Origin of the sequence: Methylobacterium sp. 275MFSha3.1, assembly GCF_900108435.1 — a bacterium.
Classification (GTDB): domain Bacteria; phylum Pseudomonadota; class Alphaproteobacteria; order Rhizobiales; family Beijerinckiaceae; genus Methylobacterium.
The window spans coordinates 1-22,398 of record NZ_FNWP01000007.1 but is presented as its reverse complement, the minus strand read 5'-3'; the positions used below and the strand labels follow the sequence as shown (position 1 = coordinate 22,398).

The 22,398-nt window shown below is 71.2% G+C and carries 23 protein-coding genes; 13 read left to right on the top strand and 10 right to left on the bottom strand.

Annotated elements, in window-relative coordinates; all coding sequences use genetic code 11:
- Nucleotides 1-24: 24 nt before the first annotated feature.
- The 4 genes from flgK (at nucleotide 25) to BLW78_RS09540 (ending at nucleotide 4,263) form a co-directional block, all read left to right on the top strand.
- Entirely contained in the window at nucleotides 25-1,908 is a 1,884-nt protein-coding gene (flgK, locus tag BLW78_RS09555; protein WP_091678948.1) for a flagellar hook-associated protein FlgK, read from the top strand.
- 2 nt (nucleotides 1,909-1,910) lie between these two features.
- Nucleotides 1,911-3,518 (top strand): flagellin, encoded by a 1,608-nt coding sequence (locus BLW78_RS09550; RefSeq protein WP_091678945.1) that lies wholly within the window; start codon nucleotides 1,911-1,913, stop codon nucleotides 3,516-3,518.
- Between the two features lie 147 nt (nucleotides 3,519-3,665).
- Nucleotides 3,666-3,926 carry a hypothetical protein gene (locus tag BLW78_RS09545; protein WP_091678943.1) on the top strand — a complete coding sequence of 87 codons (261 nt, stop codon included), beginning with the start codon at nucleotides 3,666-3,668 and terminating at the stop codon, nucleotides 3,924-3,926.
- 1 nt (nucleotide 3,927) lies between these two features.
- Nucleotides 3,928-4,263, top strand: coding sequence for a porin family protein (locus BLW78_RS09540; RefSeq protein WP_091678940.1), 336 nt, complete (start codon nucleotides 3,928-3,930; stop codon nucleotides 4,261-4,263).
- On the opposite strand, the gene BLW78_RS09535 is transcribed toward BLW78_RS09540, so the two are convergent.
- The 3 genes from BLW78_RS09535 to BLW78_RS09525 are packed head-to-tail and all read right to left on the bottom strand — an operon-like array spanning nucleotide 4,260 to nucleotide 6,241.
- Nucleotides 4,260-4,733 (bottom strand): hypothetical protein, encoded by a 474-nt coding sequence (locus tag BLW78_RS09535; RefSeq protein WP_020092929.1) that lies wholly within the window; start codon nucleotides 4,731-4,733, stop codon nucleotides 4,260-4,262. The two genes, BLW78_RS09540 and BLW78_RS09535, sit on opposite strands and share 4 nt — an antisense overlap.
- Nucleotides 4,720-5,079, bottom strand: a complete 360-nt coding sequence (locus BLW78_RS09530; protein WP_020092928.1) for a rod-binding protein — start codon at nucleotides 5,077-5,079, stop codon at nucleotides 4,720-4,722. Before BLW78_RS09530 ends, BLW78_RS09535 begins: the two co-directional genes overlap by 14 nt.
- A 25-nt stretch (nucleotides 5,080-5,104) precedes the next feature.
- Nucleotides 5,105-6,241, bottom strand: coding sequence for a flagellar basal body P-ring protein FlgI (locus tag BLW78_RS09525; protein WP_091678937.1), 1,137 nt, complete (start codon nucleotides 6,239-6,241; stop codon nucleotides 5,105-5,107).
- A gap of 240 nt (nucleotides 6,242-6,481) precedes the next feature.
- Here BLW78_RS09525 and BLW78_RS09520 point away from each other — a divergent pair, with 240 nt between their 5' ends.
- On the top strand, nucleotides 6,482-6,910 hold the full coding sequence (locus BLW78_RS09520) for a flagellar assembly protein FliX (RefSeq protein ID WP_020092926.1): 429 nt from the start codon (nucleotides 6,482-6,484) through the stop codon (nucleotides 6,908-6,910).
- Between the two features lie 75 nt (nucleotides 6,911-6,985).
- Here BLW78_RS09520 and BLW78_RS09515 read toward each other — a convergent pair whose 3' ends face one another.
- Nucleotides 6,986-8,482, bottom strand: coding sequence for a helicase HerA domain-containing protein (locus BLW78_RS09515; protein WP_091678934.1), 1,497 nt, complete (start codon nucleotides 8,480-8,482; stop codon nucleotides 6,986-6,988).
- Nucleotides 8,483-8,726: 244 nt separating this feature from the next.
- Between BLW78_RS09515 and BLW78_RS09510 the strand changes: the two genes are divergently transcribed.
- The 4 genes from BLW78_RS09510 (at nucleotide 8,727) to dksA (ending at nucleotide 13,087) form a co-directional block, all read left to right on the top strand.
- The gene (locus tag BLW78_RS09510) at nucleotides 8,727-9,974 is read left to right on the top strand and encodes an Hsp70 family protein (RefSeq protein WP_091678931.1); all 1,248 of its coding nucleotides are present in this window, start codon (nucleotides 8,727-8,729) and stop codon (nucleotides 9,972-9,974) included.
- 127 nt (nucleotides 9,975-10,101) lie between these two features.
- The gene (locus BLW78_RS09505; RefSeq protein ID WP_091678929.1) at nucleotides 10,102-11,475 is read left to right on the top strand and encodes an MBOAT family O-acyltransferase; all 1,374 of its coding nucleotides are present in this window, start codon (nucleotides 10,102-10,104) and stop codon (nucleotides 11,473-11,475) included.
- A gap of 2 nt (nucleotides 11,476-11,477) precedes the next feature.
- A complete protein-coding gene (locus BLW78_RS09500) occupies nucleotides 11,478-12,485 on the top strand; it encodes a hypothetical protein (protein WP_091678926.1) in 1,008 nt (335 codons plus the stop codon).
- 182 nt (nucleotides 12,486-12,667) lie between these two features.
- On the top strand, nucleotides 12,668-13,087 hold the full coding sequence (gene dksA / locus BLW78_RS09495) for an RNA polymerase-binding protein DksA (protein ID WP_012322444.1): 420 nt from the start codon (nucleotides 12,668-12,670) through the stop codon (nucleotides 13,085-13,087).
- 47 nt (nucleotides 13,088-13,134) lie between these two features.
- Here dksA and BLW78_RS09490 read toward each other — a convergent pair whose 3' ends face one another.
- The 3 genes from BLW78_RS09490 to BLW78_RS09480 are packed head-to-tail and all read right to left on the bottom strand — an operon-like array spanning nucleotide 13,135 to nucleotide 16,086.
- Nucleotides 13,135-14,859 carry a pilus assembly protein TadG-related protein gene (locus BLW78_RS09490; RefSeq protein ID WP_091678923.1) on the bottom strand — a complete coding sequence of 575 codons (1,725 nt, stop codon included), beginning with the start codon at nucleotides 14,857-14,859 and terminating at the stop codon, nucleotides 13,135-13,137.
- Nucleotides 14,831-15,496: a TadE/TadG family type IV pilus assembly protein gene (locus BLW78_RS09485; RefSeq protein ID WP_020092920.1), complete on the bottom strand. Its 666-nt coding sequence runs from the start codon at nucleotides 15,494-15,496 to the stop codon at nucleotides 14,831-14,833. Before BLW78_RS09485 ends, BLW78_RS09490 begins: the two co-directional genes overlap by 29 nt.
- A complete protein-coding gene (locus BLW78_RS09480; RefSeq protein WP_056531937.1) occupies nucleotides 15,475-16,086 on the bottom strand; it encodes a TadE/TadG family type IV pilus assembly protein in 612 nt (203 codons plus the stop codon). The genes BLW78_RS09485 and BLW78_RS09480 overlap by 22 nt, the downstream gene beginning before the upstream one ends.
- A 237-nt stretch (nucleotides 16,087-16,323) precedes the next feature.
- Here BLW78_RS09480 and BLW78_RS09475 point away from each other — a divergent pair, with 237 nt between their 5' ends.
- Together BLW78_RS09475 and BLW78_RS09470 are read left to right on the top strand one after the other, a co-directional pair.
- On the top strand, nucleotides 16,324-16,734 hold the full coding sequence (locus tag BLW78_RS09475; RefSeq protein ID WP_020092918.1) for a hypothetical protein: 411 nt from the start codon (nucleotides 16,324-16,326) through the stop codon (nucleotides 16,732-16,734).
- Nucleotides 16,731-17,201, top strand: a complete 471-nt coding sequence (locus BLW78_RS09470; RefSeq protein WP_091678920.1) for a hypothetical protein — start codon at nucleotides 16,731-16,733, stop codon at nucleotides 17,199-17,201. The genes BLW78_RS09475 and BLW78_RS09470 overlap by 4 nt, the downstream gene beginning before the upstream one ends.
- A 12-nt stretch (nucleotides 17,202-17,213) precedes the next feature.
- On the opposite strand, the gene BLW78_RS09465 is transcribed toward BLW78_RS09470, so the two are convergent.
- Entirely contained in the window at nucleotides 17,214-18,491 is a 1,278-nt protein-coding gene (locus BLW78_RS09465) for an NAD(P)/FAD-dependent oxidoreductase (protein WP_091678918.1), read from the bottom strand.
- Between the two features lie 147 nt (nucleotides 18,492-18,638).
- Here BLW78_RS09465 and BLW78_RS09460 point away from each other — a divergent pair, with 147 nt between their 5' ends.
- Nucleotides 18,639-19,979: a glutamate--tRNA ligase gene (locus tag BLW78_RS09460; protein WP_091678915.1), complete on the top strand. Its 1,341-nt coding sequence runs from the start codon at nucleotides 18,639-18,641 to the stop codon at nucleotides 19,977-19,979.
- A gap of 4 nt (nucleotides 19,980-19,983) precedes the next feature.
- Here BLW78_RS09460 and BLW78_RS09455 read toward each other — a convergent pair whose 3' ends face one another.
- Both BLW78_RS09455 and BLW78_RS09450 read right to left on the bottom strand, forming a co-directional pair.
- Nucleotides 19,984-20,760: a class I SAM-dependent methyltransferase gene (locus tag BLW78_RS09455; RefSeq protein ID WP_091678913.1), complete on the bottom strand. Its 777-nt coding sequence runs from the start codon at nucleotides 20,758-20,760 to the stop codon at nucleotides 19,984-19,986.
- Between the two features lie 16 nt (nucleotides 20,761-20,776).
- On the bottom strand, nucleotides 20,777-21,985 hold the full coding sequence (locus BLW78_RS09450) for an MFS transporter (protein ID WP_091678910.1): 1,209 nt from the start codon (nucleotides 21,983-21,985) through the stop codon (nucleotides 20,777-20,779).
- A gap of 173 nt (nucleotides 21,986-22,158) precedes the next feature.
- Between BLW78_RS09450 and BLW78_RS09445 the strand changes: the two genes are divergently transcribed.
- Nucleotides 22,159-22,398, top strand: a 240-nt coding sequence (locus BLW78_RS09445; RefSeq protein ID WP_139307691.1) for a transposase, incomplete at its 3' end; no start/stop codon positions are given.

Sequence of the window (22,398 nt, the reverse complement as noted above, 5' to 3'; positions counted from 1 at the left end):
GATTCGAGCCTCGGAGGCCGTGACATGTCGCTGAATGCGATCTCCACCTCGAGCGCAGGCCTCGCCGCCACCCAGGCGGCGATCAACATCGTCTCGCAGAACGTCGCCAATGCCGGGACGGCGGGCTACGTCAAGCGCACGCTCTCGACGGTCGCCACCGGGACGAACAATTCCGGCGTGGCCGCCGGCACGATCACCCGCAGCTTCGACGCCGCGGCGCTGAACCAGCTCCGGCTGGAGACCTCGGGCGCCGCCTACACGGGCACCAAGTCCGGCATCGCCGCCCAGCTCGACGCCCTCTACGGCGTGCCCGGCAGCTCCACCTCCCTCGACGGGACGCTGAACACCTTCACCCAATCGCTCCAGGAACTCGCCGCGAACCCGACCTCGGCGGCCGCTCGCACGACGGTGCTGGGCAATGCCGCGGCCGTCGCGAGCCTCATCAACAGCGCCGCCGGAACGGTGCAGAATCTGCGCACCGGCCTCGAGTCGCAGCTCGGCACCGACACGAGCGCGGCGAGCACCATCCTGTCCAACATCGCGACGCTCAACGGCAAGATCCAGAACACCACTGACAGCACCTCGCTGACCGATCTTCAGGACCAGCGCGACCAGGCGATCAACAGCCTGTCGAGCTACATGGACGTGCAGACGGTCCAGCAGCGCGACGGCACGGTCTCGGTCATGACCCAGTCGGGGGTGACGCTGGTCGACCGCGGGAACGCCGCGACCCTGACCTTCGACGGACGCGGCGTGCTCAGCCCCACCGCGAGCTACTCGACCGACCCCGCCCAGCGGACGGTCGGAACCATCACCGCGACGCTGCCGGGCGGCGGCAAGATCGACCTCGGCGCCCCCGGCGTGCTGCGGTCCGGCAGCCTCGCCGCCGAGATCGAGATGCGCGACCAGACCCTGCCGCAGGCGCAGCGGCAGCTCGACGATCTCGCGGCCGGCCTCTCGAAGGCGCTCACGAATACCGCGACCACCGGGACGTACAGCGGGACCGACACGCAGATCAGCGTCTCGACGATGCAGCCCGGGAACACGATCACCTTCCCGGTCACCGACAACACCGGGGCCGTGCGCAACGTGACGCTGGTGGCGTCCGCGACCTCCAGCGGCGCGGTCGTGCCCGCCGCGCAGACCACGGATGCCAGCGGCCTCACGCTGACCTTCAATGCCAGCGGCGGGCCCGGCACCTACGCGGCGGCGATCCAGTCCGCCTTCGCCACGTTCAACGCCTCCGGCAGCACCTACAAGCTGCCGACACTGTCGGCGAGTCCGGTCTCCTCGACCGCCACCAGCGCGACGCTGACGCTGGGGGCGGCCGGCAAGGTCGCCGGCGCGGCGAGCGCCAGCGTCACGGCCGTCTCGGCGTCGGACCTGAACACCGGCAACCCGTCGATCGCGATGTTCGTCGACGGTACGGGCAACAAGCTCTACACCGGCACGTTCGACGGCGGCTCGCAGCTCACCGGTTTCGCCCAGCGCATCACGGTCAACGGCGCGCTGGCGGGCAACACCGCCGCGCTGACGGCGACGAGCGCCACGGATCCGAGCGCGTCCGGCGCGCGCGCCCAGAAGCTGTTCACGGCGCTCACCGCGAACCAGCAGACCTTCTCGTCGTCGAGCGGCATCGGCGGCGTCTCGGCCCCCTACAGCGCCACCGTGACCGGCTTCGCGCAGGACATCGTGTCCACGCAGGGGGCCAACGCGTCGAACGCCGCGGCCCTCGACGCCACCCAACAGACGGCGCTCTCCACCGCGCAGAGCCGGTTCTCCGCCGGGGCGGGCGTCAACATCGACCAGGAGATGTCGAACCTGATCGCCCTGCAGACCGCGTACGGCGCCAACGCCCGGGTGCTCACCGCGGCCCGCGACATGCTCAACCAGCTGCTGCAGATCTGATCATGACGACGATCACGCCCTTCGCGGCCGGCTCCTACATCACCAACCGCAACGCCTCGCAGCTCCAGGCGCTGAAGAGCCAGCTCAACGACCTGACCAACCAGCTCTCGAGCGGTCAGGTCTCGCAGACCTATGGCGGCCTCGGCTCCGGGCGGTCGACGGCTCTGTCCGCGCAGGCCACCCTGAGCGCGCTCTCCGGCTACGCCGCCGGAATCACCGCCGCGCAGACCCGGACCGACCTCGCGGTCACAAGCCTGACGCAGGTTGCGACCCTCGGCACCTCCACCGGGACGATGCTCCAGAATGGCCTGCAGAGCGTGGCGGCGAACTCGGTCTCCGGCCGGTCGACGGCGCTGGCCAACTTGCAGACGGCGCTCGACACGCTCAACGAATCGGCGGCGGGCAACTACCTGTTCGGCGGCACCGACACCACGACCCAGCCGGTGGTCGATTCGAGCAAGATCCTCAACGGCACGACCGACGCGAGCGGCAACACGCTCGACGGCCTCTCGACCCTGATCTCTCAGCGGGTCACCGCCGAGCTCGGCGCGGGGGGCAACGGCCGCCTGACGCAGACTCTGGCCAGCCCGGCCACGAGCGTGCAGGTCACCGAAGAGTCGAACAACCTGACCCGAGGGCAATTCGGCTTCACCCTGGCGGGCGCGCCGACCACGACCGGCTCGGCGATCGGCGCGACCTACACGGCGGGCACGGCTACGAGCCCGGGCGGCTTCAGCCTCAGCATGACGACGCAGCCGAGCGCCGGCGATACCGTGTCGTTCGCGCTGAAGATGGCCGACGGCACCTCCACGACGATCACGCTCACGGCCGCGACGAGCGCGGACCCGAAATCGATCACCAACTTCGCCATCGGCTCGACGCCCGCCCAGACGATGGCCAACTTGTCGGCGACGCTGAGCAACGCGCTCACCGGTGCGGCCAACAGCACGCTGGCGGTGAACGCCACCGCGGCGACCGCGTCGAACTTCTTCTCCGGCGCGGCGGAAGGCGGCCCGTCGGGGTCGGGCGTCATGCCGCAGCGCATCCTGTACGATGGCACCACCCCGGTCGGCTACAGGGCGGCCACGCCCCAGGACACGGTGCTGTGGTACCAGGGCGAGAACACCTACACGCAGCCCGCGCCGCCGGCAGTGCCACAGCCGACCTCGGCGATCGACACGCAGTCGGTCCAGGTGAGCGCGACCGGGAGCGTCGGGACGGGCGCCCGCGCCAACGATCCCGCGGTCCAGAACGTGCTCGCCGGCCTGGCGACCATGGCCTTCGGCCTGCCCACCACGAACGACGCCAACACCTACAACACCTACCAGACGGTGGCGACGAAGGCCGGCAGCCTGCTCTCGTCCGCCAACCAGACCCCCAGCGTCCAGGACACGGTCACGCAGCTCACCGTCGCGTCGACGCGGCTCTCGAATGCCGGCACGACCAACAAGGCGCTCCAGAACACCGTCCAGAACACCCTGGACGGGATCGAGCAGATCTCCCCCGAGGAGGTCATCACCAAGCTGCTCGACGTGCAGAACCGGCTCCAGGCCAGCTATCAGGTGACCGCGACGCTCTCGAAGCTCTCCCTCGTGAACTACATCAGCTGAGCTGATCGCCGAGACCGGTCAACGCGCGCCTGACGCTCGAAAAATCTCGCGACGTGTCGGGTTCACCATAGTCTTGCCGCTTTCCGGGAATGAAGCGCAGCGTGTGGTCGCGCCCACGCGCCGTCATTCGATTGAGGAGAGGTCGGCATGGCGCTGTCCGGACCCATCGAACTCGTCCTCCGCCTGGGAGCCGTCCCGCGTAGCGGCGCGATCGTCCTGGTCGAGCAGGCCGTCGACACCTACGTCGCGGGCTACGCGCATCCCGAAGAGCGCGCCATCGCCCTCGACATCCTGCTGCGCGACCTCGCCCGCCTGCGCATCCACGAGCCCGACCTCGACGGGTTCGTCGGCGAGGTCGAGCACTACATCGACCTGCTCCACCGAGATCTCGCCCGCCAGGCCGCCTGAGATGCGCGGCCGGATCCCGGTCTGCGCTGCCCTCGCGGCGATCGTGGCCGGCGCTGGCCCGGCCGAGGCCCTCGACCTGCGGGATCTGCCCGTGATCCCGGGGCCGGTGCCGTGCCCGTCCAAGGGCCAGGGCTTCGCGCGGCTGCCGGGGAGCGGCAGCTGCCTTCGCGTCTCGGGCCGCGTCGTCGCGGGGGCGGATCTGGCCGCGGGGAGCGGCGTCGCGGCAGCGCCAGTTGTCGCCGGCCGCATCGCGGTCGACAACCGCGTCGACACCGATCTCGGCGAGGTGCGGACCTACGTCCGGATCGGCGCCGGCCGCCGTCCGGGCGGGCCCTAGAGGTTGCGCGAGAGGACCAGCGGCCCGCTGCGCACGCCGCGGCCGTACGGGGACGGCGCTGGCGTCTGCCGCCCGTAGCCGGAGGGGAGCTGTGCCCGGCCGATCTCCTCCGCCAGGGTCTTGATCAGCCCTTCCGAGACGGTCTTGGCGCTGGCGAGCACCGTCTGGTTCGCCTCCACGGCCGCGGTGAACCGCCGATGGGCGGTGCGCAGGGCCTCGACCCCGTCGGGATGGAAGCGCTTCAGTGCGACGGCGTTCGCCTTCGCGACCTCGAGACCCTGCATGTAGGCTGCGGCCAGCGCGGCCTTCGGCTCGGCCGCGGCGACGCCCTCCTGCAGTCGCCCTTCCCGGACGTAGGCCGCCTCTTCGGCGAGCACGGCTTCCAGCGCGGCCATGTTGCCGAGCACGCCCGCCACCAGGGCCTCGGCGGTGATCCGGTCCCCGACGCGCAGCGGTTCAGCCCTTTGCATGGATCGCTCCCTCGCTCGCCGCGCCCTGCATCTTCATGATCTCACGGAAAACCGAATCGGCGATGCCGACTCCGCCGCTCTTCACGATCTGCTTCGCGTATTCCTTGGTCAGCATCGAGCGGTAGACACCGCCGCCGGTCCCGTTCTCGCCGAGCGGCCCGTCGGTGCCCTCCGACTGGGTCAGCCGGTCGAGGCTGTTCTCCAGGAACATCGATTCGAACTCGGTCGCCGTCTTCAAGGCCTTGGCCTTGTTGGCGGTCTTGATGATCCCGTCGACGGCGCTCCCGGCCACCGAGGTTCCGACGCTGGCGGCGGCGCTGGCCGCGAGACTGGCGAGTTGCAGCATGGATCGTCCCTTCGCGTCCGTTCGGTCACATCAGCTCGATATCGGCCTGGAGCGCGCCCGCGGCCTTGATCGCCTGGAGGATCGAGATGAGATCCCGCGGGCCGACGCCCAGGGCGTTGAGACCGTCGACCAACTCGCGCAGGCTGACACCCTCCTTCACCAGGGCGAGCTTGTTTCCGTCCCCGGTATCGACCTTCACCCCCGTGCGCGGCACCACGACGGTGCGTCCGTCGGAGAACGGCGCCGGCTGGCTGACCTGCGGCTGCTCGGTGATGGTGACGGTGAGGTTGCCCTGGGCGATGGCCACCGTCGACACGCGCACGTCCCGGCCCATGACGATGATGCCGGAGCGCTCGTCGACCACGACCCGGGCAGTCTGGTCGGGCTCCACCTTCAGCTGCTCCACCTCGGTGATGAGGCGGATCATGTTGCCATTGTAGCGGGACGGGATCTGGATCGTGACGGTGGCCGGGTCGGTGGGCTCGGCGGTGTCGGCGCCCATGAAGTCGTTGATCGCCGCGGCGATCCGCTTCGAGGTGGTGAAATCCGGGTTGCGCAGCGACAGACGCAGCGAGCGGGCGTCGTTCAGCTTGAAGGCGATCTCGCGCTCGATATTGGCGCCGTTGGAAATCCGGCCGTTGGTCGGCACGCCCCGGGTGATCTTCGCGGCATCGCCCTCGGCGGCGAAGCCGGCGATCGCCACCGAGCCCTGCGCCAGGGCGTAGACCTCGCCGTCGGCGCCGAGCAGCGGCGTCACCAGCAGGGTGCCGCCCTGGAGGGACTTGGCGTCGCCCAGCGACGAGACCGTCACGTCGATCCGGGTGCCCTGCGCGGCGAAGGGCGGCAGGCTCGCGGTCACCATCACGGCGGCGAGGTTCTGCGTGCGCATCGTGGCGCCGCGGGTGTTGACGCCGAGGCGCTCCAGCATGGCCTGGAGCGACTGCTTGGTGAATGGGATGTTGTTCAGCGTGTCGCCGGTTCCGTTGAGGCCGACCACGATGCCGTAGCCGACGAGCTGGTTCTGGCGAACGCCCTCGATGGAGGCGAGATCCTTGACGCGCGACAGGGCGAGCGCCGGCACGGACAGCGCGGCGAGAAGCAGGGCGCCCGCGAGGGCGACCGAGAGAGACTGGAGAGGACTGAACGCGTGACGCGGGCGCATGCCGTGTTTCGACCGTGACAAACCTGCCCCCATCCTGCCAGGGTCGTGCCAGCCGCCCGATCTATGCAAGCCATTGAAGAAAACAATTTTTTCCCGTGCCAGGTCTGGCCCTGCGCCTGGCGGTGCCGGCACCGAACCTGCCGACCCGGCAGCTTCTGCCGGCTTGTTTACCCGCGCTTAACCCTGGCGGCCGAATTTCCGGTTCTGCGCGGGGGCGCTTGGAGCAACGCGAACCGGATCATGCGTGTCGAGACTCGCCAGCCGATCCAGAGCGCCGGCGGTGTCGCGTCCGCCCGGAAGCCCGAGGGCGGCGCAGCCTTCAGCCTCGGCGCGGCCCCGTCGTCGACGACGTCTGCCGGCGCGCCGGCCGCCGCCGCGACGCTCGCCGGGCTCGACGCGGTCCTGCTTCTCCAGGCCGAGGCCGACACGCCCCAGGAGCGGCGCCGGCGCTCCGCCCAGCGCGGCCAGGACCTCCTCGACGGCCTCGACCGGCTGAAGGCGGCACTGCTCGGCGGCCGCGTCGCGCCGCAGGATCTGCGCGCCATCGCCGGCCGCCTGAACGAGCGTGCCGGCCTCTCGGGGGATCCCCGGCTCGACGGCCTGATGGCCGAGATCGAACTGCGCGCCGCGGTGGAACTCGCCAAGCTGGAGATGGCCCGGCGCGTCTGACCGGGCTTCCGCACCTGACCCCGGGCGCATCCCGGTACCGCGCCCGGCGAGCGCCCGATCCCGCTACCCCGCCCGCTACACCGCCCGCCGCTTCGGACCCGTCGGCAACATCTGCGGCTCGCCCGGTCCGGTCTCGACGCCGAGATCCGGCACCGCGATGATCGGTGCGCCGCGCAGGTCCTTGCGGGTGACGATGGCGCCGCGCTCCTCGAGATAGGCCAGCATCCGCCGCGCCCGGCCGCCCGAGCTGGTGCCGTAGGCCTCGGCCAGCACGGTGTCGGTGGGGCAGGGGGCGCCCTCGATGGCGGCCCGAGCGACCACGAGGAACAGGCCGGCGAGGTCGTCCGGCAGGCCGGCCGCGATCGCCTGGGCCTGCTCCCAGCCGGAATTGTCCGCGACCGCGCCGCCGGCCTCGGCCCGCGCGACGGCGAGGCGCCGCTTGAACTCGGGCAGACCCATCGTGTCGCCGCGCAGGCGCCGGATCCGGCAGCGGACCGTGAAGTCCTGGTAGAGCGTGGCGGGAGTGCAGGCGGCGGCGTCGGCATCCGCCAGCACGGAGGCCAGCACCTCGGCGAGCGCCGCCTCGCGGGCCTCCGGGTCCATGGGTTCCTCCTCCGGCTCCTCCGCCGGAGCCGGCGGACGGTAATTGGCGAGCTGGACGAGCACGTCTGGCGCCGGCGCGGCGCGCGGCTTCGGCCGCGGCGCCAGCGGCGCGACGGTCTCGGCGGGGCTCGCCGTGAGGATCAGCGCGCGGGCATCCTCCAGGGCGTCGGGCAGGGGCACGAGGACCGGCGAGGAACTCCGGCTCACAGTCTGGGTCGGCCCGACCGCGATGGTGAGCGGGCGCCGGGACAGGGCCGGTCCCAGGGCCACGAAATGCCCGCGCGGCAGGTCGCGGAACGTTTCGGCCTGCCGGCGCTCCAGCCCGAGGAGGTCGGCGGCGCGTGCCATGTCGATGTCGAGGAAGGTCCGGCCCATCAGGAAGTTCGAGGCCTCGGCCGCGACGTTCTTGGCGAGCTTGGCGAGGCGCTGCGTGGCGATGATGCCGGCGAGCCCGCGCTTGCGACCGCGGCACATGAGGTTGGTCATCGCGCCGAGCGACAGGCGCCTGGCCTCGTCCGAGACCTCGCCGGCGGCCGCGGGCGCGAAGAGCTGCGCCTCGTCCACGGCCACCAGCATCGGGTACCAATGGTCGCGGTCGGCGTCGAACAGGCCGCCCAGGAAGGCGGCGGCGGCCCGCATCTGGCCGTCGGCGTCGAGATTCTCCAGCGACAGCACCACCGAGACCCGGTGGGTCCGCACGCGGGCGGCGATCCGCTGCAGGGCGACGTCGTCGCCGTCGGCCTCCACCACGACGTGGCCGTAGCGGTCGGCGAGGCTGGCGAAGTCGCCCTCCGGATCGATGATCGCCTGCTGCACGAGGCCAGCGCTCTGCTCGAGCAGCCGCCGCAGCAGGTGCGATTTGCCGGACCCGGAATTGCCCTGAACCAGGAGCCGCGTGGCGAGCAGTTCGGTGAGGTCGAGGAGCGCGGGGCGCTCGCCGGTCAGGCCGAGATCGATGTCGGAACGCATGGGGCCTCATAGCACGGCCCGGCGGGTCCGGGTGTGCCGCCGCGGCACTGTCCACGCTTCCCGCATATGGGCCGCGTGTGGGCCGGATGCGGGCGTCGGTCCGAGGCGTGGCTCCGCCGCCGGTGCGCGATCGGGCCGTCAACCCCCGTCCGGGAGCCCCGGGCCCCGCTCTTCCGCCCTGGACCCCGGCATGGCGGCCCTGTAGGCCCACGGCCCTTCTCTTCAGTCTCGGATCCACGACACGATGGCGGCCTGCGGCCTCGATTTCGGCACGTCGAACACCACGCTCGGGCATATCGGCCCGGACGGCCCGACGCTGCTGCCCCTGGAGGGCGCGCACCGGACAATCCCGAGCGCGATCTTCTTCGAGCTCGGACGGGAGCCGATCATCGGCCGGGCCGCCACGGCGGCCTATGTCGAGGGCCGGTCCGGCCGGCTGATGCGCGGGCTGAAATCCGTGCTCGGCACGCCGCTCATGGATGAGGCGACCCCGGTCGGCCGCCAGCGGCTGCGCCTGCGCGACGTCATCGCCCACTACCTCACCGCCGTGAAGGCGCGGGCGGAGGCCGCCAGCGGCCAGAGCCTCGACACGGTGGTCCACGGCCGCCCGGTCCACTTCGTCGACGGCGACCCGGAGGCGGATCGCCGCGCGGAGGACACGCTGCGCGACATCGCCCGCGACGTCGGCTTCCGGGAGGTCTCGTTCCAGTACGAGCCGATCGCCGCGGCGCTCGACTACGAGCGCCAGGTCCGCGCGGAGGAGATCGCCCTCGTCGCCGACATCGGCGGCGGCACCTCGGACTTCTCCATCGTGCGCCTCGCGCCGGAGCGGCGGGGGCGGCCGGACCGGGCCGGCGACATCCTGGCCAACGACGGCGTGCGCATCGGCGGCACCGATTTCGACCGACAGCTCAGCCTCGGCACGGTGATGCCGCTCCTGGGCCTCGGAAGCCCGATGCGCCGCGCCGACCTCGCGGTGCCGAACGCCTACTACCACGACCTCGCCACGTGGTCGGCGATCAACCGCCTCTACAATCAGAAGACCCTGCGCGAGATCGATGAGGTCATCCGCGACGGCGCCCGGCCCGACCTGCTCGCGCGGCTGCGCGAGGCGGTGGAGGGCGAGCGCGGTCACGCCCTGGCCGGGGCGGTGGAGAGCGCCAAGATCGCGGCGTCCGCACAGGACGCGACCCTCCTCGACCTCGGCCTCCTGGAGCCCGGGCTCGCGGTCTCGGTGGATCGCGCGACCCTGTCCGCCCAGACGGGGGACCTCGCCCGCGCCGTCGCGGCCCGGATCGCGCGCTGCCTCGCGCAGGCGGAACTGACGGCCGACCGGGTCGACGCCCTGTTCCTCACCGGCGGCTCCACCGGCCTGCCGCACCTGCGCGCCGCGCTGACGGCCGCGCTGCCGGCCGCCCGGGTGGTGGAGGGCGACACGTTCGGCTCGGTGGGGCTGGGCCTGACCATCGAGGCGGCCAGCCGCGGAGCGTGAGGCCGCGCCCGGCCGGGCGCGCAGCCTCTGCGACGATTGACGGGCTGGCCTTGATCCTCGACAAGGCGATCCCTCCCGCTCGGAGACAACGGCGGCCCATCCGGGCTCCTCCGCGCCGCCTCGCCCGATGCTGTTCAACTCCTTCGTCTTCCTCCTCGCCTTCCTGCCGGCCGCGCTGATCCTGCACGGGCTGGTGGCGCGCGCCGCCCCCGCGTGGCGGCTGCCGCTCCTCGTCGCCCTGTCCTTCGTGTTCTATGGCTGGTGGGACGTCCGGTTCGTGCCGCTGCTGGCCGGCTCGATCCTGGCGAACTGGTGCGTGGCGCGCGCCTACCGCCGGTGGCCCGGCCGCTGGCTGATCCCGACGGCGATCGCCGCCAACCTCGCGCTGCTCGGCGTGTTGAAGTACCTCGACTTCGCGGCCGACCTCGCCAACCTGATCCCCGGCCTGGAGGCGCGGCGGCTCGGCCTCGCCCTGCCGCTCGGCATCTCGTTCTTCACCTTCCACCACATCATGTATCTCGCCGACCTGCGGGCCGGCCGGGCGCCGGGCTTCGGGCTCGTGAAATACGCCCTCTACATCGCGTTCTTCCCGCAGGTTCTCGCCGGCCCGCTCGTGCGCTGGAGCGAGATCATGCACCAGTTCGACGAGGCGCCCTACGCGCGGCCCGACGCCGCCGAGCGCTTCGCCCGCGGGCTGATGCTGCTGACCGTCGGCCTCGCCAAGAAGGTGTTCCTCGGCGATCCGCTCGCGGAATACGTGAACCCGGTGTTCCAAGCCGCCGCTGCCGGCAAGGCCGTCACGGTGGTCGAGGCGTGGCAGGCGACGCTCGGCTTCACCTTCCAGATCTACTTCGACTTCTCCGGCTACACCGACATGGCGCTGGGTATCGCGCTGCTGTTCGGCCTCGTCCTGCCGCAGAACTTCGACGCGCCGTACCGCGCCACGTCGCTCCGCGACTTCTGGCGGCGCTGGCACATGACCCTGTCGCGCTTCCTGCGCGACTACCTCTACATCCCGATGGGCGGGAACCGCCGCGGGCTGCCGCGGCAGGTCGGGGCGCTCGTCGCCACGATGACGCTCGGCGGCCTCTGGCACGGGGCCGGCCTGACCTTCCTCGCCTGGGGGGCGCTGCACGGGATCGGCCTCGGGGCCGGTGTCCTGGCGCGCCGGGCCCGGATCGCGATCCCCGCGCCGCTGGGCTGGGTGCTCACCAGCCTGTTCGTCGTGCTGACCTGGGTTCTGTTCCGCGCGACGAGCTTCGAAGCGGCCCTCGCGATCTTCAAAGGACTCTTCGGGCTCGCGCCGAAGGGCTCCGGCTTCAAGTGGCGCACCATCGCCATCGCCGCCCTGGTCGCGACGGTCGGGCCCACCGCCTGGAACGCGGTGCACCGGCTGCCGCCGCGCCGGCTCCTCGCCTTCGGCTTCGCGCTGCTGTTCGTGCTCGTCCTGCTGAAGATCGGCGACGATGCGAACTACGAGTTCATCTACTTCCAGTTCTGAGGATGGCGCCCGCACCCCCCACGACCGACAGGGACTGGCGCGGCTTCGCCCGCACCCTGGCCTTGTCGATGGTCGGCCTCTTCGCGGGCTACCTGGCCCTCGCGGTGCTGGTCGACCCCTACGATACCGGCCGCTCGACGCTGCTGTCCCGGGGGGCCGTGCGGCCGCAGGGGCCCCGCACGGCCTCGGCCGTCCGCGGCCGCGATCCGGCCTATGCGGGCGTGGTGATCGGCAACTCGCACATCCAACTCATCGAGCCGGCGGCACTGACCCGGCTCACCGGCATCCCGTTCCTCCAGCTCTCGGTGCCGGCCACCGGCCCGTCCGAGCAGTTCGCCTTGCTGGGATGGTACCTGCAGCACCACGCCCGCCCCGCCGCGATCGTGCTCTCGGCCGACGCGTTCTGGTGCGCGGACGACCCGTCCTTCCCGAGCGAGCACGGCTTTCCCTACTGGCTCGTGGGCGACTGGCCCGCCTACCTGCGCGGGCTGATCCGCTTCTCGGCCGCGCAGGAGACGGTCAACCGCATCGGCTGGCTCCTGAACCCGCGCCGCAAGACCGCCGCGGCCGACGGCTGGTGGGATTACGAGCGCAACTACCTGAGCCAGGGCTTCGGCGTCGATCCCGCCAAGAAGGCGGCGCTGGAGAAGCCGGTCGGGCCCGAGCAGGAGCCGCGGCACGGCGGGCCGTTCCCGATCGCGGCGCGCCTGCGCGCCGAGCTGACCCGGATCCCGGCGGAGACGCCGGTCGTGGTGGTGTTCCCGCCGGTCTACGCCCGCGGCGAGCCGCCGCCCGGCAGCCCTCGGGCGCGGGCCGAGGCGGCCTGCCGGGCCGAGGTGCGCACGGTGCTGGCGACCCACGCGCTCAGCACGGTGGTCGACTGGCGCGACGGCCGCCCCGCGGCGGCCGATCCCGACCAGTTCTTCGACCAGACCCATTACAGGCTGCCGATCGCCCGGAGCCTGAAGACCGAGATCGCCGAGGCGATCGTACGGTTGCGGACCAGATGACAGCGTAAAACATCTGTACCGTGGCCTGTTTGCCGCACGCGGCGATGCAGTGACAGCCAGTTACAGCCCCTGCATCCGTGTGCGTTGTGGCGATGAGGCACCTCGACTATACGGCACCTCACGTTATCGCCGCACACCGGCCATCCCCTGGTGGGCGGTTTACCATCCAGCGAGGGTGACGCATGGCGAAGGTGCAGCTGGAGGACGGCTACGTCCCGTCCGACGACGAGCCCTTCATGAACGACCGGCAGCGCGAATATTTTCGGCGCAAGCTGCTGAGCTGGAAGAACGACATCCTGCGCGAGGCGCAGGATACGCTGGTGGCTCTGCAGAGCGAGAACGAGAACCACCCCGACCTCGCCGACCGCGCGTCCTCCGAGACGGACCGGGCGATCGAGCTGCGGGCGCGGGACCGCCAGCGCAAGCTCACCGGCAAGATCGACGCGGCGCTGGCCCGAATCGAGGACGGATCCTACGGGTTCTGCGAGGAGACCGGCGAGCCGATCTCCCTGCGCCGCCTCGACGCGCGCCCGATCGCCACCCTGTCCCTCGAGGCGCAGGAGCGGCACGAGCGCCGCGAGCGCGTCTACCGCGACGACTGACCGGGTCCGGGCCGCGCGCCGGATCCCGCGCAGCGCCGGCGCGGCGCCTACTGAGTCAGCCGCAGCGCGCCGATGCTGGCCTGGATCGACTTGAAGGCCTTGATCAGGTCATCGGACGAGTTGGCGAGGTAGAACTGGTCCGGTGACGAGGCGCAGTTCCGCAGCAGCGTCTGGCCGGCCGAGTCGATCGGATCCGCCGGGACGCTGAAGCCGATCGTGTAGATCGATATATTATTTGTCTTCGCGTTGCTGCACGCGAGGGCTGTCAGTTTGTCGAGCGCATCCCGCGCTGTGCGGGCATTCGAAATATTTTGATTGCTGGGCGGAAGCCGCGAATTCGGGTTCGATCCATCGGCGTTCGTAAAATAGCCGAAGGGAAAGTACATGGATTTATTGTAGGACGGGTTCGAATTTACGGGCCAGGTATTTTCCCCGTCTGTCATGAGGATCATGATCTTGTTGATCGTGCTGAGGTCGGAATTGGCGCTGTTCGAGGAGTAGCGCGCGCCGTCTGCGAACACGCTGTTCGGGGAAAGCGTGCGCCATCCCCACATGAAACCTTCATGAATATTGGTCGAGCCTGAGGCTACCATCAGGTTAATCAGGTTCTTGAGCGTGGTGGTATCACTGGTCAGTCGCTGAAGCGGCTGGGTCGTGCAGCCGAAATTCGGCCCGTTGGGAATACCCGTGTAGCGGTTTCGCGAGGTGGGCGACGGATCGCGGGGGCTGAGATACTTGCATGCACGCCCCTCGGCCGTCGAGAATGACGTGTCCCGGGTCGGCTTGGGGCAATCGGGACTGTTCGTATAATCGTCGATATAGCTGTTGAAGCTGATACTCGATGAGTTTTTGGTCGAGTATTCGCTATATTCCGACGAGCCGTCACCCGGCTCGTCTGGGGCGAAGAGCGGGAGATAATAAGAATCCTTGTTGCTCGCGGTCGGTGCGCCGTCTTGAACGTTCAGGGGATAGGGCAGTGTTTCGAGGCATCCCGCCCAGGCCCAGCCGGAGTTGGCCGCCTGCAACTTCGAGAAGATGTCGAAGCGATTGGTGATGCCCGTGCCCTGAAGGCCGTTGACGTTGAGCCAGTGATAGCTGGATTGCGCAGCTTGATCGATCCAGGTCGCGTAACGATAGGTGGCTGGATTGACAGCCACAGACGCGGCGAACGGCACGATAGAGATCTTGCTGGCGCTGGAGAAGGCCGGGCTGGTGTAGACGTAGTTGACGAAGTCGGTCGCGGCCGTCTGGACGGCCTGGAGCTTCGACTGTCCCCCGCTCGAGGCGGCCATCGAGCCCGTGTTGTCGAGCACGAGCGCGATCTCGAAAGTCTTCGGCAGCGGCGTGGCGCATTGCGAGACGGCGCCCGGGTTGATGCGCTGGGTCCCGGTCAGGCCGCCGAAGAAGGTCGTCGACTGCTTGTGAGCGGTCAGCGTGATCTTGCGCGGGCTGCTGGTGATGGCCAGCCGGTCGACCACGAGGCTCGCCGCCCCCATGGCACCGGTCATCGTCGTCTGCGCCAGGGCGTTGAGTTCGGTTTCGGACGTCGTCAGCGGCGTCTGGCAGAGCAGCAGCGCCGTGGCGTCGGCCGCGGCCTGGAGCTTCGTCTCCAGCCGCGTGGCGAAGCCGTAATCGATCGCCGCGCCGCCGACCATCACCATCGGCACGCTCAGGAACGCGAACAGCAGGGCGACGTTGCCGCCGCGGTCGCGCAGGATGTCGCGGCGCCGCTCGGGGCGGCCGTCAGGTTTTGCGAACGATCTTCGTGCCATCGCAGTTCGATTGTTTGTCGTCCGGCAGGACGACTTCCGTGTAGGTGCTGGTGCCGTAGGCCTGGCCGCCGCGGGTCGGCCACGGCGCGCTGCTGGTGAACGTGATCGTGTTGCTCACGCCCTTGGCGAGCTTGACCAGCGCGCTCCCGATCATCGGCGTGTAGCTGATGCTGACCTCAGCCAGCACGTAGCGCATGCCCGGCATCCGATAGCCGTCCGGCACGGTCAGGCTGGGCGCGGGGCCCGGGCTCCGCGCGGTCCCGTTGGTGTTGGCGACGCTGGAGCAGACCACAGGGGGACCGCTCGGGTCCTTCGCGTCGGTGCCCATCGCGCTGACCACGATCTTGACCTTCGACGTGTCGAACGGGCGCATCACCGCCGTGGCGGAGGCGAGGATGTCGTTCATCACGGTGGTGCTGATCGGGTTCTGTGTGTCGCCCTGCGCCGTCAGGTCCGCCACGGTGCGGCCGAGCTGCGTCAGCTTGCGCCACTCGTCGATGGCGTGCGTCACCTCGGTCATGCCCGCCCAGATCGCGAGCAGGATCGGCAGGATGACGGCGAACTCGACGGCCGCGCCGCCGCGCCTGTCGTGCCGGAGCCGTGCCGCCCGCCGGGTCAGGACGGTGAGGACGGGCACGGGCTCGCTCCGACGATCTGGTAGGGCTCGGTGCGGAACACCGCCGTGGAGGTCAGCAGGCTCGATCCCTCCGCGGAGCCGCTGGTGAACTGCTTCGTGTTGAGGCCCATCAGGTTGAAGAAGGTCGGGAACGGCACCGCCGCGGTGACGATCACGATCGTGCCGGGCGAAGCGCATTTGTAGTTGGAGCCGAAACTCGTGCTCCACGTGCCCGTGGCGGTGTCGATCGGCTTGTTCGCGGTCGCGCTCGCGAAGCTGCTCGAGGTCGCGACGTCGATCTTGACGTTCTGGCAGTTGAACACGGTGGGCACGGGGCTGACGGGCGATCCGCACATCCGCGCCTTCAAGGTCGCGAGCACGGTCGCCGGATTGGTCTGGCCCGCGGTGTCGAGCTGGAACTGGCCGGTGAAGATCGTCCGGACCGCGTTCTGGAGCGCGCGATCGAAATTCTGCGTCGCCCACATCTGGAACACGATCTGGATGATCGCGCCGCACAGCGCCAGGAAGGGCAGGGCCACCAGGGCGAACTCCACCGCGGCCGCGCCCCCGGTGTCGCGCCCGAGGCGCGCGAGGAGGCAACCTGGCGTCACTCTGACCTGCGTTCCTACAAGTCCTCGGCTGTTCATATGCGAGCAGATCAGTCGGAAGTAGCCATCTCATCCGATGTGACGCCAAGCTTTTGCGAAACTCTTAATCCGATCGACTAGACCAGGGTTATCAAACGGCCGCTACTTTTGGTTGTAATAGCGCCGGCGTGTCGCCGACGCGCTGTTGACGCACCGCCTGCGCGCGCCAGTTCCCCGCGCGCAGGCCTGCCGGAGAACCCCATGAGATCCCCCCTGATCGCGCTCGTGGTCGGCGCGGTGGCGCTCGCGCTCGCCGCCTGCGATGCCCCGAAGCCCGGACCGGCCGGACCTCCAGGGGCGAAGGGTGATCGGGGACCGGCGGGGCCGGCCGGGCCGGCGGGGGTGAACGGCGCCACCGGCGCCCGCGGCCCCGCGGGCGACCCGGGCCCGGCCGGACCGGCCGGTCCGCCGGGACCGTCCCTGAACAGCCAGGTGCGCCTCGACGTGGCGTGCCGCCGTGACGAGGAATTGATTGGCGCTTATTGCCGAGGCATGGCGGTTGTGCCGTCGGTGACCGTCACGGACGGCGTGTCCACGGTCGGCTGCCTCGACATGACCGCCAAGGCCGCCAAGGATGCCCAGCCCGTCGCGGTCTGCATGAAGAAGCCATGAGACTCGCCGTCCCCGCTCTCCTGGTCGCGCTGGTGTCCGGCCCCGCCTGCGCGCAATCCTTCGTGCCGACGGAACGGGCGGCGATCGACCTCGTGCGCGACCGGCGCACCGCCGGCTTCACCACGGTGGCGCGGACGCTGGCCTATGCCGAGCGCGCGACCGGCGGCGCCTTCCGTCTCGGCGGCTACCGGGTCGATTACCGCCCGGACGTCCCCTTCGCCCGGGTGCGGATCTGCTATCGCCTGGGGATCGACCCGCCGACCTGCGGCCTCGCTTACCGCGTCGCGGTCAATCCCGCCCATGTCGAGCCGGCCGACCGCTACAATGGGCTGACGCGCGACCTGGAGCACGGCCCGCAGGCCTTCCTCCGGGCACTCGCCCGGGAGACCGATCTCCAGCGCCAGCCGGACGTCCTGCGGAAGGTCGAGGCCGCGCTCGAGCCCTACAACCCCTACGACTGGCGCTGAGGGAGGCGGCTCTCAGAGCAGCCGCGGCCAGCGCAGGAGCCGCTCCGGCGCGAAGGCCGCGACCGGCACGGCCGGTTCCCGGCCGGTGGCGAGGTCGGCGACGATCTCGCCGGTGATCGGGCCGGTGGACAGGCCGATATGGCCGTGGCCGAAGGCGAAGAGCAGGCCGTCGTGCCGGGGGGCGCGGCCGATCACCGGCATCCCGTCGGGGGTCGACGGCCGGGAGCCGAGCCACGGCGCGTTGTCCAGCGGGCCGCCGAGCCGAAGGGTGGAGGCCGCCTCCCGGGACGCCGCATCGATCTGGGTGTGGTCGGGCGCGGCGGCGCGCGCGTTGAGCTCGACACCGGACAGGACCCGGACCCGGTGCTCGCCCATCGGCGACAGGATCGAGCCCGCGCCCGTGTCGAGGATCGGCCGGGTCAGCGGCGGGCTGTCCGGATGCAGGGCGTAGTGGCGGTGGTAGCCGCGTTCGGCCGCAACGGCGAAACGGTAGCCCAGGGTCCGGGCGATCGCCCCGGACGCGGCGCCGGCCGCGAGGACCACCTGTCGGCCCCGCACCGCGCCGCCGTCGTGATCGACGCGCCAGCCGTCCGCCTGGGGCTCCAGCCGGGCGACGCTGCCCCGCAGGCGGCGGCCGCCGAGACTGGTGAACAGGGCCTCGCACGCCTCGATGAGCCGGCCGGGCTCGCGGACCGACCCCGTCTCGGTGAGCAGCATGGCCCGCGCGTAGGGCCGCACCAGCGCCGGCTCGAGCGCGCGCAGCGCCGCGGTGTCGAGGATGTCGAAGGCGACCCCGTGCCCGGCCAGGATCTCGCGCTCGAGGGCGGCGGACGCGAAGGCCGCTTCGGTGCGGTAGGCCTTGATCCAACCCGTCCGCTGTAGCCGGTCGCCGGTCCCGGCCCGGGCCGCCAGCCGCTCGTGGGCCGGATAGGCGGCGCTGGTCAGCGGCAGCAGCGCCTCCGCGGCGCGGCGCCAGCGCGAGGCGCGCGCGGCGGCGAGGAAGTGCGCCGTGTAGGGCACGATCCGCGAGAGATGCCCGTAGTGCAGTCGCAGGCCGCGATCGGCGTTGCGCAGGTAGGCCGGGAGCTTGCCCCACAGGGCCGGGCTCGACATCGGCAGGATCGAGCCGCGGCTGACTACGCCGGCATTGCCGTAGGAGGTCCGGGCCCGCGCCTCGCCGGGATCCAGCAGCACCACGTCGAGCCCGCGGTCCCTCAGCGCGATGGCGCTGGCGAGGCCGACCATCCCGCCGCCGACCACCACGATGTCGGCCGTCTCGTCCGTCGCCATGCCGCTCACATCCTGCACCGCACCACGCGCGCCCTTCTGCCGGGTTTCCCGCGTCCTGGGTAGCGGGCGCCGCGGGGCGGCGCATCCGGCCGGTGTGATCGCGAAGTCCCGCGCACATTCCCGCGCAGATCGGCTAGAGAGCGGGCCATGACTCTCGTCCGCTTCGCACCCTCGCCGACCGGGTATCTCCATATCGGCAACGCCCGGCCGGCCCTGCTCAACGCCCTGTTCGCCCGCCGGACCGGCGGCCGCTTCCTGCTGCGCCTCGACGACACCGACGCGGAGCGCTCCACGGAGGCCTTCGCCCAGGCGATCGGCGAGGATCTCGCGTGGCTCGGCATCGTGCCCGACCTGTTCGCCCGGCAGAGCGACCGCACGGCGCAGCACGACGCCGCCGCCGACCGCCTGCGCGCAGCGGGAAGGCTCTACCCCTGCTACGAGACGCCGGAGGAGCTGGAGCGCCGCCGCAGGCGTCAGCTCGGCCGCGGCCAGCCGCCGATCTACGACCGGGCGGCGCTGCAGCTGACCGCCGAGGAGCGGGCGGCGCTGGAGGCCGAGGGCCGCCGGCCGCACTGGCGGTTCCTGCTCGAGGCGCGGACCGTCGGCTGGGACGACCTCGTCCGCGGGCCGGCCCATGTCGACTGCGCGTCCCTGTCGGACCCGGTGCTGATCCGCGCCGACGGCAGCTACCTCTACACGCTGCCGTCGGTGGTGGACGACGCCGATCTCGGGATCACCCACGTCATCCGCGGCGAGGACCACGTCACCAACACCGGCGTGCAGGTGCAGATCTTCGAGGCCCTGGGCGCGCCCGTCCCGGTCTTCGGCCACCACAACCTGCTGACGACGGCCGACGGGGAGGGGCTGTCGAAGCGCCTCGGCCACCTGTCGCTGCGCGGCCTGCGCGAGGCCGGTTACGAGCCCGCGGCGGTGCGCTCGCTGGCGGTGCTCACCGGCTCGGCCGAATCGGTGCGGGCGGTGCCCGACCTCGACACCCTCGCGGGCCTCGTCGATCTCGGCGAGATCTCGCGGGCGCCGGCCCGGTTCGACCCGGCGGAGCTCGACGGCCTCAACGCCCGCTTGGTCCACGCCATGCCGTACGCGGAGGCGGCCGCGCGCCTCGCGGCTCTCGGGATCCCGGAGGATCGGGCAGAGGCGTTCTGGGTCGCGGTGCGGGCCAATCTCGGGCGCGTCGCGGAGGCGGCCGACTGGTGGCGGGTCGTGGCCGGTCCCGTCGAGCCGGTGCTCACCGAGCCCGCCGTGATCGCGGCCGCCCGCGAGACCCTACCGCCCGAGCCGTTCGGCCCGGAGACCTGGAAGGCGTGGACGACCGAGATCCGGACCCGCACCGGGGCCAAGGGCCGCGGCCTGTTCATGCCGCTCCGACTCGCCCTCACCGGTCTGGAGCACGGGCCGGACCTCGCCGGCCTGCTGCCGCTGATCGGGCGGGAGCGGGCGGCGCGCCGGCTCTCCGGCGCGGCCGCCTGAGCGATCAGCGGCCGGGCTTCGGGCGCGCCTCGATCAGCGCGGCGTCGAGCAGGAAGCTGCCGTCGGCCTCGATGGCGAAATGCGCCGCGACCTCCGCCGGCGCGGTGACCTGCAGCGCCCGGATCGCCGCGACGTGGGTCTCCGGCGTCCGCATCCGGGCGATCCAGCTCGCGAACTCCATGCGCGGCCGGCTCGGCGTCGCGTCGCCGGGCGCGAATCCGGCCGCCTCCAGCAGGGCCCGCCATTCCGAGACCCGGTAGTCGCGCACGTGCGAGGGGTCGCGCAGCAGCTCCAGCGCCTGCAGGTGCGTGTCGAGCAGCGGATCCTCGGGCGCGACGATGTCGCTGACGATGAGGAACCCGTCCGCCCGCAGCACTCGTCGCGCCTCCGCCAGGGCCGCCGGCACGTCGCGCCAGTGGTGGGCGCTGTAGCGGGTCAGGACGGCGTCGAAGCTCGCGTCGGGGAAGGGCAGGGCCTCGGCGCCGCCCTGCCGGGTCTCGATCCGGTCGAGCCCCCGCCGGGCCGCCTCGGCTGATACGGCCGCCAGCATGTCGGCCGACAGGTCGTAGGCCGTGACGGCGGCGCCAGCGGCGGCCGCCGCGAAGGCGACGTGGCCGCCGCCGCAGCCGAGGTCGAGCACCCGCAGGCCCGGTCGCGCGCGGACCCGCTCGCCGATCCGGTCGAGATCGGCGCCGGCGGCGTGCACGGCGCTGGTCACGTAGGCGGAGGCCTGCGCGCCGAACTGGTCGACGACGTGTCGGGCGTGGCTGCGGGCGTTCATCGGCGGATCTCCCGGATCAGGTCGCGAGCGGCTTCAGGCGGGCCAGCCGCAGGGCGATCATCAGCGCCAGACCGTACAGCCCGCCCACGAACAGCACCACGCCGTTCCACCCGGAATGGGCGAAGAACCAGCCGCCCGCGGTCCCGAGGACCGACGAGCCCAGATAGTAGAGGCCGAGATAGATCGCCGAGGCCTGGGCCCTGTCGCGCAGCGCCCGCCGCCCGACCCAGCTGCTCGCGACCGCGTGGGCGCCGAAGAAGCCTACCGTCGTCACTACGATGCCGGCCAGGATCAGCAGCAGGCGGTCCGAGAGCGTCATCACGATGCCGGCCAGGCCGACGGCGGTGGCGACCCAGAGGACACGGCGGCGGCCGAAGCGGCTCGCCAACTCGCCGGTGACAGGGCTGCTGACCATACCGGCGAGGTAGACCGAGAAGATCATCCCGATCACCGCCTGGCTCAGCGCGTAGGGCGGGTCCAGCAGGCGGAAGCCGATGTAATTGTAGATGCAGACGAAGCCGCCCATCAGCAGGAACGCCTCGGCGAAGAGCCAGGGCAGGCCGGCGTCGCGGAAATGGTGGGCGAAGCTGCCCGGGACTTCCGCCCAGGCCAGCCGGCGCGGCACGAAGCGGCGCGAGGGCGGCAGCCAGCGCCAGAACGCCAGCGCGGCGGCGAGCGCGAGGCCGCCGATCACCGCGAGCCCGGCGCGCCAGCTCACGAAATCCGCCATCACGCCGCTGATCAGGCGGCCCGACATGCCGCCCAGCGCGTTGCCGCCGACGAGCAGGCCCATCGACAGGCCGATAGCCTTGGCGTCCATCTCCTCGGCGAGATAGGCCATGGCGACGGCCGGGAGTCCGCTGGCCGTTAGCCCGGTGAGCGCGCGCAGCGCCAGGAAGCCGTACCAGCCGGGGACCAGGGCGGCCACGACCGTGAGCAGCGCCGAGGCGACCAGCGAGGCCAGCATCACCGGCTTGCGCCCCCAGATCTCCGAGAGCGGGCTGACGACGAGCAGCGCCACCGCCAGCAGCCCGCAGGGCAACGACAGGGCGAGGCTGCTCGCAGCCGGCGACACGCCGAAATCCTCCGCGTAGATCGGCAGGAGCGGCTGGACCGCGTAGAGCACCGCGAAGGTCGAGAAGCCGGCCGCCGCCAGGGCCAGAGCCGTGCGGCGGAAGACCGGTGTGCCCGACCGGATGAGCCCGTCCTCCGCCTCGCTGTTCATGACCGTCCCGCGCCGCTGTCCTCAACCGGTGGTGAGGCGCTGTGGCCGCACGGTCAACTGCCGCGCAGGACAGGCCCGCGCGGCGGCCGCCCTAGGTAGGGAACTCATACAACCAACTGCTGTTGCTCGTGTTTTCGTCCTGAGATTGGGGTTTCCAGCGCAGGAGGTTCGCGATGGCACGGTTGTTCTGGCTCTCCGATGAAGCCTGGGGGCGGATCGAGCCGCACCTGCCGCACGGCCAACCGGGCAAGCCCCGGGTCGACGACAGGCGAGTGATCAGCGGCATTCTGCATGTGCTGAAGGTCGGCTGCCGCTGGCAGGACACGCCCTCCGCTTACGGTCCGCACACGACGGTCTACAACCGCTACAACAGATGGTCTCAGCGCGGGATCTGGCAGCGGCTGTTCGCCAAG

Coding starts and splice junctions, on each gene's coding strand:
- BLW78_RS09490 (WP_091678923.1), bottom strand. CDS start 14,859: ATGGCACGAAGATCGTTCGCAAAACCTGACGGCCGCCCCGAGCGGCGC.
- BLW78_RS09540 (WP_091678940.1), top strand. CDS start 3,928: ATGCGCGGCCGGATCCCGGTCTGCGCTGCCCTCGCGGCGATCGTGGCC.
- BLW78_RS09505 (WP_091678929.1), top strand. CDS start 10,102: ATGCTGTTCAACTCCTTCGTCTTCCTCCTCGCCTTCCTGCCGGCCGCG.
- BLW78_RS09465 (WP_091678918.1), bottom strand. CDS start 18,491: ATGGCGACGGACGAGACGGCCGACATCGTGGTGGTCGGCGGCGGGATG.
- BLW78_RS09455 (WP_091678913.1), bottom strand. CDS start 20,760: ATGAACGCCCGCAGCCACGCCCGACACGTCGTCGACCAGTTCGGCGCG.
- BLW78_RS09510 (WP_091678931.1), top strand. CDS start 8,727: ATGGCGGCCTGCGGCCTCGATTTCGGCACGTCGAACACCACGCTCGGG.
- BLW78_RS09550 (WP_091678945.1), top strand. CDS start 1,911: ATGACGACGATCACGCCCTTCGCGGCCGGCTCCTACATCACCAACCGC.
- BLW78_RS09450 (WP_091678910.1), bottom strand. CDS start 21,985: ATGAACAGCGAGGCGGAGGACGGGCTCATCCGGTCGGGCACACCGGTC.
- BLW78_RS09470 (WP_091678920.1), top strand. CDS start 16,731: ATGAGACTCGCCGTCCCCGCTCTCCTGGTCGCGCTGGTGTCCGGCCCC.
- BLW78_RS09520 (WP_020092926.1), top strand. CDS start 6,482: ATGCGTGTCGAGACTCGCCAGCCGATCCAGAGCGCCGGCGGTGTCGCG.
- BLW78_RS09515 (WP_091678934.1), bottom strand. CDS start 8,482: ATGCGTTCCGACATCGATCTCGGCCTGACCGGCGAGCGCCCCGCGCTC.
- BLW78_RS09460 (WP_091678915.1), top strand. CDS start 18,639: ATGACTCTCGTCCGCTTCGCACCCTCGCCGACCGGGTATCTCCATATC.
- BLW78_RS09525 (WP_091678937.1), bottom strand. CDS start 6,241: ATGCGCCCGCGTCACGCGTTCAGTCCTCTCCAGTCTCTCTCGGTCGCC.
- flgK (WP_091678948.1), top strand. CDS start 25: ATGTCGCTGAATGCGATCTCCACCTCGAGCGCAGGCCTCGCCGCCACC.
- BLW78_RS09530 (WP_020092928.1), bottom strand. CDS start 5,079: ATGCTGCAACTCGCCAGTCTCGCGGCCAGCGCCGCCGCCAGCGTCGGA.
- BLW78_RS09475 (WP_020092918.1), top strand. CDS start 16,324: ATGAGATCCCCCCTGATCGCGCTCGTGGTCGGCGCGGTGGCGCTCGCG.
- BLW78_RS09500 (WP_091678926.1), top strand. CDS start 11,478: ATGGCGCCCGCACCCCCCACGACCGACAGGGACTGGCGCGGCTTCGCC.
- dksA (WP_012322444.1), top strand. CDS start 12,668: ATGGCGAAGGTGCAGCTGGAGGACGGCTACGTCCCGTCCGACGACGAG.
- BLW78_RS09535 (WP_020092929.1), bottom strand. CDS start 4,733: ATGCAAAGGGCTGAACCGCTGCGCGTCGGGGACCGGATCACCGCCGAG.
- BLW78_RS09545 (WP_091678943.1), top strand. CDS start 3,666: ATGGCGCTGTCCGGACCCATCGAACTCGTCCTCCGCCTGGGAGCCGTC.